Annotated in this window: 16 protein-coding genes; 8 read left to right on the top strand and 8 right to left on the bottom strand. The window is 70.8% G+C overall.

The genetic code is table 11. From position 1 onward, the window contains the following. The first annotated feature begins 71 nt into the window (after positions 1-71). From ACTIE5_RS28145 to ACTIE5_RS28120, 6 genes are read left to right on the top strand one after another with little or no spacing between them, the layout of a single operon-like run. Positions 72-449 (top strand): (2Fe-2S) ferredoxin domain-containing protein, encoded by a 378-nt coding sequence (locus tag ACTIE5_RS28145; protein ID WP_439553055.1) that lies wholly within the window; start codon positions 72-74, stop codon positions 447-449. Positions 450-499: 50 nt separating this feature from the next. Further along, positions 500-1,819: a tRNA uridine-5-carboxymethylaminomethyl(34) synthesis GTPase MnmE gene (gene mnmE, locus ACTIE5_RS28140; protein WP_439553087.1), complete on the top strand. Its 1,320-nt coding sequence runs from the start codon at positions 500-502 to the stop codon at positions 1,817-1,819. 22 nt (positions 1,820-1,841) lie between these two features. Next, the gene (mnmG, locus tag ACTIE5_RS28135; protein WP_439553086.1) at positions 1,842-3,713 is read left to right on the top strand and encodes a tRNA uridine-5-carboxymethylaminomethyl(34) synthesis enzyme MnmG; all 1,872 of its coding nucleotides are present in this window, start codon (positions 1,842-1,844) and stop codon (positions 3,711-3,713) included. Between the two features lie 2 nt (positions 3,714-3,715). Continuing rightward, positions 3,716-4,363: a 16S rRNA (guanine(527)-N(7))-methyltransferase RsmG gene (gene rsmG, locus ACTIE5_RS28130; RefSeq protein ID WP_439553054.1), complete on the top strand. Its 648-nt coding sequence runs from the start codon at positions 3,716-3,718 to the stop codon at positions 4,361-4,363. Continuing rightward, positions 4,344-5,153 carry a ParA family protein gene (locus tag ACTIE5_RS28125; protein ID WP_439553053.1) on the top strand — a complete coding sequence of 270 codons (810 nt, stop codon included), beginning with the start codon at positions 4,344-4,346 and terminating at the stop codon, positions 5,151-5,153. Before rsmG ends, ACTIE5_RS28125 begins: the two co-directional genes overlap by 20 nt. After that, positions 5,150-6,007 carry a ParB/RepB/Spo0J family partition protein gene (locus ACTIE5_RS28120; protein ID WP_439553052.1) on the top strand — a complete coding sequence of 286 codons (858 nt, stop codon included), beginning with the start codon at positions 5,150-5,152 and terminating at the stop codon, positions 6,005-6,007. The genes ACTIE5_RS28125 and ACTIE5_RS28120 overlap by 4 nt, the downstream gene beginning before the upstream one ends. A 16-nt stretch (positions 6,008-6,023) precedes the next feature. Here the strand turns inward: ACTIE5_RS28120 and holA are convergent, their stop codons facing one another. From holA to ACTIE5_RS28090, 6 genes are all read right to left on the bottom strand, one after another. After that, positions 6,024-7,037 (bottom strand): DNA polymerase III subunit delta, encoded by a 1,014-nt coding sequence (gene holA / locus ACTIE5_RS28115; RefSeq protein ID WP_439553051.1) that lies wholly within the window; start codon positions 7,035-7,037, stop codon positions 6,024-6,026. An 18-nt stretch (positions 7,038-7,055) separates the two neighbouring features. After that, the gene (lptE, locus tag ACTIE5_RS28110) at positions 7,056-7,721 is read right to left on the bottom strand and encodes an LPS assembly lipoprotein LptE (RefSeq protein ID WP_439553050.1); all 666 of its coding nucleotides are present in this window, start codon (positions 7,719-7,721) and stop codon (positions 7,056-7,058) included. Then, complete coding sequence (gene leuS, locus ACTIE5_RS28105; protein ID WP_439553049.1) at positions 7,714-10,335, bottom strand: leucine--tRNA ligase; 2,622 nt, start codon at positions 10,333-10,335, stop codon at positions 7,714-7,716. The genes lptE and leuS overlap by 8 nt, the downstream gene beginning before the upstream one ends. Positions 10,336-10,454: 119 nt before the next feature. Further along, on the bottom strand, positions 10,455-10,988 hold the full coding sequence (locus tag ACTIE5_RS28100) for a DUF3576 domain-containing protein (protein WP_439553048.1): 534 nt from the start codon (positions 10,986-10,988) through the stop codon (positions 10,455-10,457). A gap of 219 nt (positions 10,989-11,207) precedes the next feature. Beyond that, positions 11,208-12,431 (bottom strand): porin, encoded by a 1,224-nt coding sequence (locus ACTIE5_RS28095; protein ID WP_439553047.1) that lies wholly within the window; start codon positions 12,429-12,431, stop codon positions 11,208-11,210. A 278-nt stretch (positions 12,432-12,709) separates the two neighbouring features. Beyond that, on the bottom strand, positions 12,710-13,315 hold the full coding sequence (locus ACTIE5_RS28090) for a thiamine phosphate synthase (RefSeq protein ID WP_439553046.1): 606 nt from the start codon (positions 13,313-13,315) through the stop codon (positions 12,710-12,712). On the opposite strand from ACTIE5_RS28090, the gene ACTIE5_RS28085 reads away from it, so the two are divergent. Both ACTIE5_RS28085 and trpS read left to right on the top strand, forming a co-directional pair. Further along, entirely contained in the window at positions 13,314-14,021 is a 708-nt protein-coding gene (locus ACTIE5_RS28085) for a YggS family pyridoxal phosphate-dependent enzyme (protein ID WP_439553045.1), read from the top strand. The genes ACTIE5_RS28090 and ACTIE5_RS28085 overlap by 2 nt on opposite strands. A gap of 52 nt (positions 14,022-14,073) precedes the next feature. Beyond that, positions 14,074-15,075, top strand: a complete 1,002-nt coding sequence (gene trpS, locus ACTIE5_RS28080; RefSeq protein ID WP_439553044.1) for a tryptophan--tRNA ligase — start codon at positions 14,074-14,076, stop codon at positions 15,073-15,075. Between the two features lie 21 nt (positions 15,076-15,096). On the opposite strand, the gene ACTIE5_RS28075 is transcribed toward trpS, so the two are convergent. Then, positions 15,097-16,197 carry an endonuclease/exonuclease/phosphatase family protein gene (locus ACTIE5_RS28075; RefSeq protein ID WP_439553043.1) on the bottom strand — a complete coding sequence of 367 codons (1,101 nt, stop codon included), beginning with the start codon at positions 16,195-16,197 and terminating at the stop codon, positions 15,097-15,099. A gap of 201 nt (positions 16,198-16,398) precedes the next feature. Beyond that, positions 16,399-17,316: an AEC family transporter gene (locus ACTIE5_RS28070; RefSeq protein WP_439553042.1), complete on the bottom strand. Its 918-nt coding sequence runs from the start codon at positions 17,314-17,316 to the stop codon at positions 16,399-16,401. Positions 17,317-17,351 lie beyond the last annotated feature (35 nt).

The raw sequence follows: 17,351 nt of genomic DNA, 5'->3' as shown, positions 1-17,351 counted from the left end.
ATCCACCCTGGCCGCGCAGGGGCGCCGTCGCTACACCGATACCGCCGCCAGCCCTTGCCGGGAGTTTGCCTGTGATCGATGCGCCTGTCGCCGCCGCAATGCCGGAGGCCGATCCGCCGCCCTATTTCACCGCCCATGTCTTCGTCTGCTGCAACCGTCGCCCGGACGGCCACAAGCGCGGTTCCTGCGCGGCCCAGGGGAGCGAGGCGCTGCGCGACTACATGAAGGTGCGGGCGAAGGAGCTCGGCCTGAAGGGCGTGCGGGTCAACCAGGCTGGCTGCCTCGACCGCTGCGAGTTCGGGCCGACGCTGGTGATCTATCCCGAGGGCATCTGGTACGCGCCGAAGACGCGGGAGGATGTGGACACCATCCTGACCGCGCATCTGCAGCAGGGGGGCCGGGCACGGCACCTGATGCTGACCCAGCATGACGTCGCGCCCAAGGGCTGACAGGCGCCACCCCTGTTTCACGTGAAACACCCGCCCAGGGCAGCCCGGTGCTGACGGATACGATCTTCGCCCGGGCCTCCGGCGCGGGACAGGCAGCTATCGCGGTACTACGGCTGTCAGGGCCCGGGACGGCGGCGGCGGTCGCGCGGCTGGCCGGGAAGCTGCCGGCACCGCGACAGGCAAGCCTGCGCCGGCTGCGCGACCCTGACGGCGGGGAGGTGCTGGACGAGGCGCTGGTGCTCTGGTTTCCCGGCCCGGCCAGCTACACCGGCGAGGATGCGGCCGAACTGCATTTGCATGGCGGCAGCGCGGTGGTGGCGGCGGTGACGGAGGCGCTGGCAGGCCTCGGGTGCCGGCCCGCCGAGCCCGGCGAATTCACCCGGCGCGCCTTCCTGCAGGGGCGGATGGATCTGACCCAGGCGGAGGCCATCGCGGACCTGATCGCCGCGGAGACCACGGCCCAGCGACGCCAGGCGCTGCGCCAGGCCGATGGCGCGCTGGCCAGGCTCTATGGTGGCTGGACGGAACGGCTGACGCGCATCCTGGCGCAGCAGGAAGCCGCCATCGAGTTCGAGATGGATGACCTGCCGACCGATGTCGCCGACCGGGCACGGGAGGCCGCCTCCACCCTGGCCCGGGAGATCGACGCCCATCTGGATGACGGCAAGCGCGGGGAAAGGCTGCGGGAGGGGCTTTCGATCGCCATCCTGGGCGCGCCGAATGCGGGGAAGTCATCCCTGCTGAATGCACTGGCGGGACGGGATGCGGCCATCGTCTCGCCCATGCCGGGCACGACGCGGGACATCGTGGAATGCCGCCTGGAACTGGGGGGCGTACCCGCCATCATCGCCGATACCGCAGGGCTGCGCACCAGCACCGACGCCATCGAGCAGGAGGGCGTCCGGCGCGCCCTGCGGCGGGCGGAGGAGGCAGACCTGCTGATCATCGCCTTCGCCGCGGATGCGCCGCCGGATGAGGAGACGCTGGCGCTGCTGCGGCAGGCGCCGGGCACGATCATCGTCGCCACCAAATGCGACCTGGCACCCGCCCCGGCGCTGGACACGCCAGGCACCGCCATCCCGACCAGCGCCCGTACGGGGGAGGGGCTGGACCAGCTTCACCAGGTCCTGGCCCGGGAAGCCGCGCGCCATGCCGGCCTGGGCGAGGCGCCCGCCTTGACCCGTTCCCGCCACCGCGCCGCCCTGACGGAAGCGGCGGAGCAACTGCGCCTGGCCGAGCGGGCACCCCTGCCGGAACTGGCGGCGGAGGGCTACCGGGCGGCGCTGCTGGCAATCGGCCGTGTCACCGGGCGGGTGGATGTGGAACGGATCCTCGATTCCATCTTCCGCGACTTCTGCATCGGCAAGTAGTGGCCCTATACCCCGCCGCATGATGGCGACAACGACCTATGACGTGGTGGTGGTGGGTGGCGGGCATGCCGGCTGCGAGGCCGCTGCCGCCGCTGCCCGCTGTGGCGCCCGCACCCTCCTCCTCACGCACCGGATCGAGACGGTGGGTGAGATGTCCTGCAACCCCGCCATCGGGGGCATCGGCAAGGGCCACCTGGTGCGGGAGATCGATGCGCTGGATGGGCTGATCGCCCGCGCGGCCGATGCGGCCGCCATCCATGCCAAGGTCCTCAACCGCAGCAAGGGCCCGGCGGTGCGCGGCCCGCGCATCCAGGCGGACCGGAAGCTCTACCGCACCGCCATGCAGCGCCTCCTCGCCGCGATCCCGGGGCTCACGCTGTTGGGCGAGGCCGCCGAGAATCTGGAGCTGGACGGGGCAGGCGCCGTCGCCGCCATCATCACCGCCAGCGGCACCCGCATCCGCTGCGGCGCCGTCGTCATCACCACCGGCACCTTCCTCCGCGGCGAGATCCATCTGGGCGAGCAGCGCTTCCCGGCAGGCCGCGTGGGGGAGGCGCCTTCCATCGGGCTCGCCCGGACGCTGGACCGCCTCGGCCTGCCCCTGGCGCGTCTCAAGACCGGCACGCCACCGCGGCTCGATGGAAGGACGATCGACTGGGAGGCGCTGGAGCCACAGCCCGGTGACGACCCGCCGGAGCCGATGTCCTGGCTGACGGACCGGATCACGAACCCGCAGGTGATGTGCCGCATCACTTGGACCGGCGCCGCCACCCATGCGGTGATCCGGGAGAATCTGCATCGCTCCGCCGTCTATTCCGGCCAGATCCAGGGCGTCGGCCCGCGCTACTGCCCTTCCATCGAGGACAAGATCGTCCGCTTCGCGGACCGGGAGCGCCACCAGATCTTCCTGGAGCCGGAGGGCCTTGATGACGATACCGTCTATCCCAACGGCATCTCCACCAGCCTGCCGGAAAGCGTCCAGGCGGCGATCATCGCCTCCATCCCCGGGCTGGAACACGCCCGCATCCTCCGCCCCGGCTACGCCATCGAATATGACCATGTCGATCCCCGCGCCCTGCAACGGACGCTGGAGGTGCGGACCACGCCAGGCCTCTTCCTCGCCGGCCAGATCAACGGCACCACGGGGTACGAGGAAGCCGCGGCCCAGGGGCTGATGGCCGGGCTGAACGCCGCCCAGCGGGCCGAGGGCGTGGCCCCCGACCGGGTTCTCGGGCGGGGGGAGGCCTATATCGGCGTACTGGTGGATGACCTGGTGACGCAGGGCGTCACCGAGCCCTACCGGATGCTGACGGCGCGTTCGGAGCATCGCCTCAGCCTGCGCGCCGACAATGCCGGGCTGCGCCTGACCGATCGCGGCATCGCCTGGGGCAGCATCGGCGCCGAACGTGCCGCCCGCCACGCGGCCTTCGCCGCCGATGTCGCCGGCGCCCTGGCGCGCGCGGCGGAAGACCTGGCAACTCCCTACGCCCTGGCCACCGCGGGGATCCCGATCCGCCAGGATGGCCGCCGCCGCACCGTGCTGGAGGTCCTGGCCCTGCCCGATACGACCGCCGCCATGGCCGCCAGCGCCTTCCCCTGGCTCGCCGCCTTGCCGCCCGCCATTGCCGTCCAGGTGGAGGCAGAGGCCTTCTACGCCCCCTACCTCCGCAAGCAGGAGGCAGAGCGCCGCATGCTGGCGCGGGAGGATCGGCTGGCGATCCCGGATGCCATCGACTTCAAGGCCATCCCGGGCCTGTCCGCCGAAATGCAGCAGCGGTTGCTGCGCGCCCGGCCCGACAGCCTTGGCAGTGCCGGCCGCGTTCCCGGCGTGACCCCCGCCGCCATCGCCGCGCTCGCCGTCCATCTTCGACGGATGGCCGCTCAGGCGGTATAGGGATGTTTCACGTGAAACAGCCGCCCTCGCCGACCCTGTCGCGCCTGCCCGACTGCGCACCGCCCGACGCGGCGCAGCAGGCGATGCTCGACGCCTATCTCGACCTGCTGATCCGCTGGAACAGCCGCATCAACCTGGTGGCGGATGCACCCGCCGATGTGCTGCGCCAACGCCACATCCGGGACTGCCAGCAACTCGCTGCCCTGGTCCCGCCCGGCGATGGTCCGATGGCCGATCTCGGCGCCGGCGCCGGCCTGCCCGGGCTCGTGCTCGCCATCGCCACCGGCCGGCCCACGCATCTGGTGGAATCGGACAGGCGCAAGGCGGCCTTCCTGACGGAAGCGGCGGCGCGACTCGAACTGAAGGGCGTAAAGGTGCACCCGACCCGTATCGAGGACGCCACCCTGCCGCCGATCGCCCTCGTCACCGCCCGCGCCCTGGCGCCGCTCGACCGGCTGCTGCCCCATGCCGCAAGGCTGCTGGCCCCCGGCGGCGTTGCCATCTTCCCCAAGGGCCGCACGGCGGAGCTGGAACTTGCGGCGACGCTGCCGGCCTGGTCCTGCCAGGTGGAACGCTTCGCCAGCCAGACCGACAAGGAGGCGACCATCTTCCGCCTGAGCGATATCCGACATGCCAGCCCGGAAGCCTGACCACCGCCCCCGCATCCTTGCCTTCGCCAACCAGAAGGGTGGCGTCGGCAAGACGACGACGGCGATCAACCTCGCCAGCGTGCTGGCCGCCGACCACAAGGTGGCGCTGCTGGACCTCGACCCGCAAGGCAATGCCTCGACCGGCCTCGGCATCGGCCGCCAGGACCGCTCGGCCGGCTCCTATGCGCTGCTGGTCGAAGGCCGACCCCTCGGCGAATTGCTGCGACCGACGCCGGTGCCGAACCTGACCATCCTGCCCGCGGACCCCGACCTCGCCGGTGCCGAGATCGAACTGGTGGGGCTGGAGGCGCGGGAGCGGCGCCTGTCCCAGTGCTTCGCCGAAGCGGCCGAGGTGCTCTCGACCTACGACTACATCTTCCTGGACTGCCCGCCCTCGCTCGGCCTCATCACCCTCAACGCGCTGGTCGCGGCGGATGGCGTGCTGGTGCCGCTGCAGACGGAATTCTTCGCGCTGGAGGGCATCAGCCAGATCACCCGCACCATCGACCGCGTCCGCCGCGCGCTGAACAGCCGCCTGACGCTGGAGGGGATCGTGCTGACCATGGCGGATCGCCGCAACAACCTCTCGGAACTCGTCGCCAGCGATGTCCGCGGCTTCTTCAAGGACAAGGTGTTCGAGACGGTGATCCCCCGCAATGTCCGCGTCAGCGAGGCCCCTTCCCACGGCCTGCCCGTCATCCTCTACGATTTCCGTTCTCCCGGCGCGCAGGCCTATCTCAAGCTCGGCGCGGAATTCCTGAAGCGGGAGCGGGCACGGAGCCGCCAATGAGCAGCACGACACGCAAGCCGACCTCCCGCCTGGGCCGCGGCCTCTCGGCCCTGATCCCCGATGCGCCCATGCCCGCGCCGGGGGAGGCGCTGCGCCAGGTTCCGATCGAGGCGCTGGAGCCAGGCCCCTTCCAGCCCCGCGGCCTGATGGACAGCACCAGCCTGGAGGAACTCGCCACCTCCATCCGGGAACACGGCATCCTCCAGCCCATCCTCGTCCGTCCCAAGCCCGACCATCCCGGCGCCTATGAGATCGTCGGCGGCGAACGCCGCTGGCGCGCGGCCCAGGTCGCGCAGCTGCACGAAGTACCCGTCGTCATCCGCGACCTCGGCGACCGTGAAGCCATGGCCGCGGGGCTGGTGGAAAATTTGCAGCGCCAGGATCTCAACGCGGTGGAGGAGGCGGAGGGCTACAAGCGGCTGGTCGAGGAATTCGGCCTGACGCAGGAAAGCCTCGGCCAATCCGTCGGCAAAAGCCGCAGCCATGTGGCCAACACCTTGCGGCTGCTCGGCCTGCCGCAGCAGGTGCGGGACCTGGTGCGCCAGGGCAGCCTTTCCGCCGGCCATGCCCGCGCGCTGATCGGCGCGCCAGACCCGGTGAAGCTCGCCGCCCAGGTCGTGGTACGCGGCCTGAATGTCCGCCAGACCGAGGCCCTGGTCGCCGCCCGGCCGCGCCCCCTTGGCACGCGGGAGAAGGCCGAGGACCGGGAGACGCGCGCACTGGAGCGGGATCTCACGGAAAAGCTCGGCCTGCAGGTCCTGGTGAAGCACCAGGGCAAGGGGGGCGAGGTGACAATCCGCTACAAGGATCTCGATCAGCTCGACGGCATCGTCCGCCTGCTGTCGGGCGGCTGATCCCCTCCGCCGGGCCTCAGCGCCGGTTGAACCCGGCGGCCTGGCGGGCGATGGCCGCGATCGCGGCGCGGGCAATGGCCAGGTCCGATTCGCGGAAGGCCGTCGTCTTGGTGCGCTTTTCCGCTTCCAGCAGCGCGGCGCCCTGCGCTTCCAGCGCCGCGGTCGGCCAGTTGCGCAGCGCCCGGTCGAAGGCAGGCTTGTGGCGGAAGAAGACCGGCGGCCGCAGCACGCCGGAATCACCGCCGGCCACCGCGGCCTCGTGCAGGCGCTGCATGTGGCGCAGCGTGGCGCGCACCACCATCACGGGGTTCGCCCCTTCCGCGAAGGCAGCATCCAGGGCCCGGTCGGCCGCCACGGCATCGCCGCCGGTCGCCGCCATGAGGGCCTCGTCCAGATCCATCGACGCGCCCTCCGCCACGCAGGCCATGGCCGCTTCCTCATCGACCTTGCCGCCCTGGCCGACATAGAGCGCCAGCACCTCCACCGCCCGGCGCAGCATCATCCGGTCCTCGCCCAGCCGGCCCGAGAGCCAGGTGACGGCGGCGGGTTCCGCCTGCACGCCCTGTTCCCGCAGTAGCCGGGCGATGGTGCCGGCCAGCGCCTCGTCCCTTTCGCGGTAGCAGGGGATGGCGGCGACATCCGGCGCGGCCTCGGCCAGGACCCGCAGCTTGGACCGGGCCGTCAACTCGCCCGCCTCCATCACCACCAGCGCCTCGCCACGGGTCGCCAGCATGTCCTTCAGAGCGGTCGCATGGGCGTCCGTAGCGTCCCGCAGGCGGACTACGCGGCGCCCGCCCGTCATCGCCAGCGCGGCGGCCTCACCGGCCAGCACGCCGGCGCGCGCCGCTTCCTCCCGCGTCAGATCGGCCAGGCGGAAGGGGTCGTCCATGGCGCCACCGAGGACGCTGCGCACCAGCGCCTCGGCCCGTTCGCGCACCAGCCCCGCATCCTCGCCGAACAGCAGCACGGCGCGCATCCCGCCGGGATCGGCCAGCAGCGCCTGCGCGCGCCGCGCATCGATCTTCGCCATGGACCGCTCAGCCAGCCATCAGCGGGAGCCCGGCGGCAGCCCCAGCAGGGATGTCGGGTCGGACAGGCCCTGCGGCACGACGTCACCCGGCGACACGGGCGGGATGACCGGCACGGCGACCGCTTCCCCCGCATGCCCTTCCGCGCGCCGGCGGAATTCGGCGGCGATCCGCATCACGACCTGGTCCGCCAGCGTCGCCGCCAGGCGCTGTTCGGCGGCTTCCCGGCTGCTGTCGGCGGCGAAGAACTGGTTGGCGGGAATGTTATAGGCCTCGATGGAGCGTTCCTGGCCGGACATCACGCCCTCGGGCGGCGGTCCCAGCCGGACCAGCACCCAATTGGCCGTCGCGACATAGCGCACCCGGGTCGCCGCGCCGTCGGTCTGCACGCCGACACCTTCCGCCGCCACGCCGGGGCCGACGCGCAGTTCATAGACCGGCTGCCGCGCGCCGCCGATGCCCGTGCCCAGCCGCAACAGCAGCCCGCGCCGGATCAGCTGGCCGAAGCGTTCATTGATCGGCGCCACCCGGATGGAGAGCAGCTGCTCCCGCACCGAGGGCTCTCCCGCCGCGACTGCCGCCGCGCCGTTGCTGCCATAGAGCGGCCTGAACCCGCACCCCGCGAGCAGCCCCGCCGCGCCCAGCAGCACGCCGCGCCGCGCGAGGAGGGTGGCGCCCTCAGACAACGAAGTTGACGACCCGTCCGGGGACATGGATGCGCTTCCTGACCGGCTTGCCCGCGAAGGCACGCTGCACGTTCTCCTCCTCCTCGGCCAGGGCGAAAATCTCGGCCTCGGTGGCGCCCGCCGCGACCTCAATCGTCGCGCGCAGCTTGCCCAGCACCTGAATCGCCAGTGTCACCGTCTCCGCCTTGAGCAAGGCGGGGTCGGCTTCCGGCCAGGGCATCTGCGCCACCAGGCTCTCGCTGCCCGGGGCGAGCAGGCTGAACAGCTCCTCCGCCAGGTGCGGCATCATGGGGGCGGACAGGCGCGCCAGCATCTCCAGCGCCTCACGCCGCGCGGCGCCCATGCCTTCCGCGGCGGCGTTGGCTTCCGCCTCCCCGATCGCATTGGCGAATTCATGGATGCGGGCGACGGCGACGTTGAAGGCGAAGCCTTCTAGCGCCTCCGTCACCGCGGCGATGGTGCGATGCGTGGACTGGCGCAGCTTGCGGGCGGCGCCAGCGGCCTCAGCGGCCGAGGTGCCGGCGGGTGGCAGCGCCGGAAGGGCGTTGGACGCCAGGCGGTACAGGCGCTGGGTGAAGCGGAAGGCGCCGGCCACGCCGGATTCCGTCCATTCCATGTCCCGCTCCGGCGGGTTGTCCGCCAGGATGAACCAGCGCGCCGTATCGGCCCCGTATCGCGCGATGATCGCGCCGGGGTCGATGGTGTTGCGCTTGGATTTGGACATCGCCTCGATGCGGCCGATGGTCACCGCCTCGTTGCTGCCCTTCACGGTGGCGGTGCGGCTGCCATCGGCGGCGGTGCCGAACTCCACTTCCTCCGGGTACAGCCAGCGCCCATCGGCGCCCTTGTAGCTCTCGTGCTGCACCATCCCCTGGGTGAAGAGGCCGGCAAAGGGCTCCGCCACGCCGAGATGCCCCGTCGCCTGCATCGCGCGGGTGAAGAAGCGGCTGTAGAGCAGGTGCAGGATCGCGTGCTCGATGCCGCCGATATACTGGTCCACCGGCAGCCAGGCATCGACCGCTTCCCGCGTCACCGGCGGCTCCGCCCCCGGGCTGCAGAATCGCGCGAAGTACCAGGAGCTGTCGACGAAGGTGTCGCAGGTGTCGGTCTCCCGGCGCGCCGCCTTGCCGCAGGACGGGCAGTTGACGTGCTTCCAGGTCGGGTGGTGGTCCAGCGGGTTGCCGGGCTTCGAGAAATCGACGTCATCCGGCAGAACGACCGGCAGCTGGTCCTTGGGCACGGGCTGCGCGCCGCAATCGTCGCAATGGATGACCGGGATCGGGCAGCCCCAATAGCGCTGGCGGGAGACGCCCCAATCCCGCAGCCGCCAGTTCACCACGCCATTCCCAGTGCCGAGGCGTTCCAGCCTTTCGATCACCGCCCGCTTGGCCGCCGGCACCGCCAGCCCATCCAGGAAGTCCGAATTGTAGATGGTGCCGTCATCGGTATAGGCGACGTCGCCGACCGCGAAGCTGGCGGCATCGCCGCCGGCCGGGAGTACCACGGGGGTGACGGAGAGCGCGTATTTGCGCGCGAAATCCAGATCCCGCTGGTCATGCGCCGGGCAGCCGAAGATGGCGCCGGTGCCGTATTCCATCAGCACGAAATTCGCGATCCAGACCGGGTATTCGCGGCCGTTGAAGGGGTGCTTCACGCGGAAGCCGCTGTCGAAGCCGCGCTTTTCCGCCTGCTCGATCGCCGCTTCGCTGGTGCCCATGCGCCGGCATTCCGCGACGAACTCGGCGGCGGCCGGGTTGGCTGCCGCGGCAGCCGCCGCCAGCGGATGTTCAGCGGCCACGGCCAGGAAGGACATGCCGAACAGCGTATCGGGGCGCGTGGTGAAGACCTCGACCTCCTCGGTCCCCTCGACAGGGGCCGTGAGCTTGAAGCGCACCCGCGCGCCTTCACTGCGGCCGATCCAGTTGGACTGCATCAGCTTCACGCGCTCGGGCCAGCGGTCCAGGCCGCCCAGCGCCTCCAGCAGATCAGGCGCGTATTTCGTGATGCTCAGGAACCACTGGCTGAGCTTCTTCTTCTCCACCAGCGCGCCGGACCGCCAGCCGCGGCCATCGATCACCTGTTCATTGGCCAGGACGGTGTTGTCCACCGGGTCCCAATTGACCCAGCTCTCCTTGCGCTCGACCAGGCCGGCCTTCCAGAAGTCGAGAAACAGCTTCTGCTGCTGGCCGTAATAGGCAACGTCGCAGGTCGCGAATTCGCGGGACCAGTCCAGCGACAGGCCCATGCGCTTCAGCTCGGCGCGCATGTTGGCGATGTTGGCGTAGGTCCACTGGCCCGGATGGATGCCACGCTCCCGCGCCGCATTCTCCGCCGGCAGGCCGAAGGCGTCCCACCCCATGGGGTGCATCACCAGATGCCCGCGGGCACGCTTGTAGCGCGCCACCACGTCGCCCAGCGTGTAGTTCCGGACGTGCCCCATATGGATCTTGCCCGATGGGTACGGGAACATCTCCAGCACGTAGTATTTGCGGGCATCCGCCGGCGGCACGTCGGGCACGGCGAAGACGCCGCGCGAATCCCATTCCGCCTGCCAGCGGGGCTCGGCGGCCGCGAAATCATGGCGCGCGGGGGGTGGCGGGGTGATGTCGTTCATCGTGTTGCGCTGCGTCGGTCTGCTGGGAGCCGCAGGCATAGAACCCCCGCGCCCCGCTGGAAAGGGCGCGGGGCCGGGAAGAGCTGAAGGGAAGGCCAGGGCACCCAGGCCCCGGCCGTTCAGCGGGAGGCGGCGGTCGCCTGGGAACGCAACTCGCGCGCCCGGTTCAGCACCTGGTCCTCAAGCTCGGACGCCGTGCCGGCGGAGACGGGCACATCCACCCAGGCATTGCCGCGCAGTTCCTGGCGGAAGATCGCGATGCGCACGCCGTCGGAACGCAGCTGCCGGCCGAGGATATAGGCCGTGGCGCGGAAGCGTTCGCCGGTGGTGCCGGGGGGCGAATACCAATCGGTGATCAGCACGCCGCCGAAGGGGTCAGCCGAGGCGAGGGGCATGAAGGACAGCGTGTCCAGCGAGGCGCGCCAGAGATAGGCGTTGACGCCGATGCCGCTCTGTTCGCCGGCCCCGCCGCCGCGCTGGCTGCCGCTGTTGCGGTCATTCCCGAAGATGAGGATGCCGTCCTCACCCGTCAGCCGGCCGCGAACGCGGGATCGCTTGCTGTCGTCATTGTATTCGTCGAGGCCGGGCACGCGCATGTTCTCGGACAGGGTGGAGCACCCCGCGAGGACGCTGGCGACGAGGCCGATCGACAAGACTTTCCTGAGCCGCCGCATGATTCCCATCCCGAGCGATCGGGGGCGCCACGGCGCCCCGGCCTGCTTCCTAGCCGCTTTGTCGCCGGAGGAAAACTGGCCTCCCGGTGCCGGGCTGAAAACGGCACGTGCGTGAAACACTGTGTAAAACAAGAAGGGCGGCGGGTTTCCCCGCCGCCCCTTTTGTCCGGGCCGTCAGCCCTTCCGATCCACGAGGGATCAGAAGGTCAGGCGGGTGCCGATGACGAACACGTCGATGTTGCGGTTCGCGCCGCCCGGGCCGTTGGAGCCCGCGATGCCACCGGCGATGTTCTTGTCCACGACGTTGGAGTAGTTCGCGAACAGGTCCATGCCGGGCGCCAGGGTGTAGGAGGTGCCGAGGCCCCACACGGTCTGGGTACGGTCGGCGTTGGCGCCGCCGTTGTCACGCTCGGCCTTGGCGTAGAACGCGCCGACCGCGATCGCGCCGGTCACGTAGGTCGCGCCCAGGCCCCAGGTGGTGGAGCCGTCACGGCCAGCGGCCAGCGGCGTGCGGGTCGTGCCGCCGTACTTGCCCCAGCGGTACATACCACCGACCGTCAGGCCGAAACCGGTCACATTGAGGCCGGCCTGGTATTCGGTCACGTCCTGGAGGGCGGAGTTGTTCGCCTGCGCGTCGGCGCGGTGCGCGGCGAGGCCCGCCGTCACGCCGATGTTGCCGAAGCTGCCGCGGTAGCGGATGGCGCCCGACAGCTCGTTGCGGATGCTGTCGTTCGGGTTGCGCTGCAGGGTCTGCGTTGCAGCCGTCAGGCCGGACGAGACCGTGCGGTATTCCTCGCCCTCGCGGCCGTTCGGCGCGAAGCTGACGCCGAAGTCGAAGCCGAAGAACTGCGGCGACATGTAGATGATCTTGGTCGCGTCGCTGCCGTCGTTGATGTCGTTCACGAGGTAGCGGTTGCCGTCCGCGGCCAGGGCCACGAACTCGTCCCACTGGCCGGACATGCCGAGCTGGGCGACGGCGCCGGGCAGGGAGACGGCCATCTGGGAGGCCGCGCTGTCCTGGTCGCCGAACTGCAGGGTGCCGAGGGTCGGGGAGGAGATGAAGCCCCAGGCCTCGTCCGTGTCCACGCCCGTGCCGGCAGTCGTCGCGGCCTGCGGGATGAAGTTGTCGATCTGCAGCTCGACCTGCGCGCCGTAGCTGAGGCCGTTCGCGGCCTTGCCGGCGACGATGACGACGATCTCGGCGTCCGTCTTGAAGTCGATCTTGTCGCGGCTGGCCGTCCGGGCCGGGTTGGTGCCGGCGGCGACGGTCACGGCATTGCGGTCGGCGGTGTCGTTCACATAGCCGCCGGCGAACTCGAAGTAGCCGCCAACGCGAACCGTCGGGGCCGTCTGCGCCTGGGCAACGTTGCCCAGCAGCGCAGCGCCGACCACTGCGGTGGTGCCCAGCAGAATCTTGCGCATAATTAAACCTCCTCCTGCACCGGGTGGCCCCCGGCATGCGACGACCCGCCTGCCCCCCTCGGCAGGACGCCGCCACCAGGAGAAAATCCCGGATGGCAGTCAGGCCCGGGCCGACTATGGTCCGGCGCCATCCCGGTCGGCAACGGGCCAGCAACCAAGCTCGCGACTTCCGTGAGACAGTGTGGCGGCAGAGCCACAGCATGTTGCGCGACATTTCGCGGCGCGTGAGCGGCCAGCGACGCCATGAGACACCGCCCGGGCCCGCCGCCACGCAGCAATCAGCCGCGCAGCGCCCCAATGGCCGCCAGCCCCGCCGCCACCCGCACCGGCAACCGCCCCGCCGTGCCCGGCGCCACGCCGCCCAGTGCCACCGCCGGCGCGGGCAGAAGCGCCGCCAGCCCGGCCCAGCGCAGCGGGCCCAGCGCCGGCGCGCCCGGATGGCTCTCGGTCGGGAAGGCGGGGGAGACGAAGCCGAGATCGGGCCGCAGCCGCCGCGCCCGCGCCAGCGCGGCCCTTCCATGCACGGCCAGGGACAGCAGCGCCCAGGGCGCGCCCGCGCGCCGCGCCAGCAGGAAGGGCAGCAGCCCCCGCGCCCGCGCCCGGTCCGGCAGGTGCAGCCCCGCTTGCGCCCGCAGCGCCGCGCGCCCATCGCCGCCCACCAGCAGCACCAGCCCCCGCGCTTGCGCCAGCCGCGCCAGGCCGCGCAGCACGCCGCGCTTCGCGCCGCGCGCCAGCACGCCCTGCCCGCGCGGCAGCCGCGCCGCCGCGGCCCGGGGGTCCGGCAGCCGCAGGGGGTCCGACAGCAGCCAGATCCGCGGCAGGCGCCTGCCCCGCGCCATGGGCGGCTTGAGGCGCCGCGACCAGACCTCTAGCGTCCGCGCCATGAACGACCCCCTCACCGGCCCCTTGGCCGACCAGAACCCGATCGCCGCCAACCTGGCACGGGTGCGCGACAGCATCGCGGAAGCCTGCCTGCGCGCCAACCGCGATCCGGCCTCCGTCACCCTCGTCGCCGTCTCCAAGACCAACCCGCAGGAGGCGGTGCTGGCCGCGCTGGCGGCCGCGCAGACCGTGTTCGGGGAGAACCGGGTGCAGGAGGCGCAGCAGAAGTTTTCCTCTGTTCGCGCCGACCACCCTCAACTCCGTCTCCACATCATCGGCGCGCTGCAGACCAACAAGGCACGGGACGCGGTCCGGATTGCCGATGTGATCGAGAGCCTGGACCGGCCGAAACTCGCCACCGCGCTGGCCGAGGCCATGGCGAAGGAAGGCCGCCGCCCGGGGCTGCTCGTGCAGGTCAATATCGGCGACGAGCCCCAGAAGGCCGGAATCCCGACCGCGGAGGCCGATGCCTTCATCCGCGCATGCCTCGACGAGCACGGCCTGCCGGTGGAGGGGCTGATGTGCATCCCGCCGGTGGAAGGCGACCCCCGCCCGCATTTCGCGGCACTGCGGGAGATGGCGGCGCGGCACGGCCTCAAGACCCTGTCGATGGGCATGTCCGGGGACTACCAGGCGGCGATCGCGGAAGGCGCCACCCATGTCCGCATCGGCTCCGCCATCTTCGGCCACCGCGCCTACCCGGCTTGACGCCGGGACCCAGCCCGGCACAACCACGCCCATCACACGAGCGATACAGCCCATGACCCGCGTCTTCTCCGGCATCCAGCCCTCGGGCGTCCCCACCCTCGGCAACTACCTCGGCGCCATCCGCAACTGGGTGCCGATGCAGGATACGCATGAGAGCATCTTCTGCGTCGTGGACCTGCACGCCATCACCGTGTGGCAGGACCCCAAGGAACTGGCGCGGCAGACGCGGGAAATGGCGGCGGCGCTGATCGCCTGCGGGCTGGACCCCAAGCGCTGCACGCTGTTCATCCAGTCCCATGTCCATGCCCATACGCGGCTGGCGTGGATCTTCAACTGCGTGGCGCGGATGGGCTGGCTGAACCGCATGACGCAGTTCAAGGACAAGGCGGGCAAGGACCGGGAAGCGGCGGGGACGGGCCTCTATGTCTATCCGAACCTGATGGCGGCCGACATCCTGACCTACCACGCCACCCTGGTCCCGGTGGGCGATGACCAGCGCCAGCACCTCGAACTCGCCAACGACATCGCCGAAAAGTTCAACCACGACTACGGCGTGGATTTCTTCCCCCGCATCGAGCCGATGATCCAGGGCGTCGCCGCCCGCGTCATGTCGCTGCGCGACGGCACGAAGAAGATGTCGAAGTCCGATCCCTCCGACCAGTCGCGCATCAACCTGACCGACAACCACGACACGATCGCGCTGAAGATCCGCCGCGCCAAGACGGACCCGGAACCGCTGCCGGACCATGTCTCCGGCCTGGAGGCGCGGCCGGAGGCCCGCAACCTGGTCGGCATCCTTGCCGCCATCACCGGCACCATGCCGGAGAACGTGCTGCGCGAGCATGGCGGCAAGGGATTCGGCGCCTTCAAGGAAACGCTGGTGGAGGCGCTGGTCGCCCACCTCACGCCCATCAGCACGGAGATGACGCGGCTGCTGGACGATCCCGGCGCGCTCGATGCCCAGCTTCGCCTGGGCGCGGACCGGGCGGAGGCGATCGCATCGCCGATCTGCGCCAAGGCGGAGGAGATCGTGGGCTTCCTGCCCCGGCGGTAATCGCCCTCGCTAATCCTGGCGCTAATCCTGGATGGGGGGCGTGCCCATCGCGGCCGCTTCCCGCCCCTCCGCGATCTTCGCCTCGGCTTCCGCCTCATCATCCTCATCGGCCTCGGGGATCTCGGCCTCCGCCAGCGCGGCGGGGTCGTGGCAGAGGGTGATGCAGATGGCGAAGTGGTCGGAGCCGTAATAGGGCAGCACCCGCAGCCCCGCGACGCGGAAGCGCGCGTCATGGAAGACATGGTCCAGCGGCCAGCGGGCGAACCAGTGCTCCGCATGGAAGGTGGGGTAGAGGCCCCTTCCGACCCGCGGGTCCAGCAACCCGCTCAGGCGCTGGAACAGGCGCGTGGTGTGGGACCAGGCGACGTCGTTCAGGTCCCCGCAGACGATGGTCGGGCGGGGATTGGCGGCAACCTCCCTCGCCACCAGCAGCAGCTCCGCATCCCGTTCCGCCACGTCGTTGCCGATCTGCGGCGGCTCCGGGTGCAGGCAATGCAGATCCACCAGCCGGCCGGACCGCAGCCGGACACGCGCGAAGACGGAGGGAATGTCCTTCGTCACTCTCTCCCTCACCACCGCATCCCGCAGCCGGAGGCGGGAGAAGAGGTGGATGCCGTAGGTGTTCTCCAGCGCGTGCAGCACGGCGAAGGGGTGGGTTTCCAGCAGCGGGCGCAGCTGCGTCTCCCACCAGGCATTGGTCTCCAGCGTCAGGATGACGTCGGGGTCGACCTGGCGGATCAGGGCCAGCAGGTCGGGCGCGCGGCGGTTGTCCTGCAGGACGTTGGCGACCAGGATCGTGAGGGATTCCGAGGGGTTGGCGTGCTTCGCCCCCGGCACCTGCTGCCGGTGCAGGATGGTGTAGGGCCAGATGCGGAAGACCTGCCAGGTGAAGCAGGCGAGGGTCACGATGCGCAGCGCGCCCTCCGCGCCCCCCCAGGGCAGGACCACGGCCTGGAAGGCGGCCATGCCGATCAACCCGGCGGCCAGTTGCAGGCGGGGGTAGTCCCACAGCCGGATCCACCACCACGGCCGCTTCGACAGCGGCAGAATGGTCAGCCCCACCAGCAGCAGCGACACTGCCCATACCAGGATCGCCGGTAACGTCGTCCAGCCTGAAGTCATGCGTCCTGCCTGATCCTTCCGGGCCCGCCCCGGAGGCGCCGGCATGCGGCGAAAGGCGGAGGCTGGCGACCCTCAATACGCTCGGCGCACGAAGAGTTTCCCAAAGGAGGGAGTTTCCCGAAGGAGGGAGTTTCCCGAAGGAGGGAGTTTCCCGAAGGACGGAGTTTCCCGAAGGACGGAGTTCCCCGAAGGGGCGGCCGGCTACAGCAGCCTTCCCAGCAGGAACAGCCAGACCGGCAGCGTCAGCAGCGACAGCGCATGTTCGCTGGTGGTGATCGCGGCCATCAGCGGCGCGTCGCCGCCCATGGCGCGGGACATCACATAGCTGGTCGCCGCCGTGGGCAGGGCCATGAACAGCACCGCGATGATGGTCGGCATGGCCCCGATGCCCATGGCGGCGCAGAGCATCCAGGTGACACCAGGCATCACCACCAGCTTCAGGCAGGCCGTCGCCGCCTGGGTCAGCGGCCGGGCCGAGAGCCCCTGCGGCGTCAGCGCCGCGCCGACGCAGAGCAGCCCGAGTGCCACCGACGCCTGGCCGAGGTTGCGCACCATCGGCCCGATCCCCGGCGGCAGCCCGCCGACGGCGGACAGCGCGAAGCCCGCCAGCACCGCCAGGATCAGCGGGTTGGCCATCACCTGGCGCAGCAGCCGCCAGGGACGGATGCGGGCATCCCCGCCCAGCGCGAAGGCGATGGTGGAGATCGCCTGCACCACCGGCACGATCAGCCCCGTGGTCACGGCCGCCAAAGCGAGCCCCGGCTGGCCCCAGACCGCGCCGGCGATGGCGAAGCCCATCAGGTTGTTGAACCGGATTCCCCCCTGCAGGACGGAGGTCATGGCCGCATGGCCCTCCCCCAGCAACCGGGAGAGCACCACCGCCGCCACCGTGCCGAAGCCCAGCGCCCCCCAGATCGCCACCGCCATCCCGCCGACCGGCAGGTTGCCGAGATCGACGCCCGACAGCGCCGTCGCCACCAGGCAGGGCAGCAGCACCCAGAAGATCAGCCGCTCCATCCCCGCCCAGACCACGTCATTCGGCAGCAGGTAGCGGCGCAGCACGGCGCCCAGCCCCAGCAGCCCGAAGACGGGCAGGAAGGCGTCGATCCACTGGGTCATGGAGTCAGAGGTATATTCATGCCCCTGTTTCCCCG

The sequence above is a fragment of the Falsiroseomonas sp. genome (assembly GCF_051859025.1).
Classification (GTDB): domain Bacteria; phylum Pseudomonadota; class Alphaproteobacteria; order Acetobacterales; family Acetobacteraceae; genus Falsiroseomonas.
Note: the sequence above shows the minus strand (reverse complement) of the source record. Positions and strands in the feature narration are given on the sequence as shown.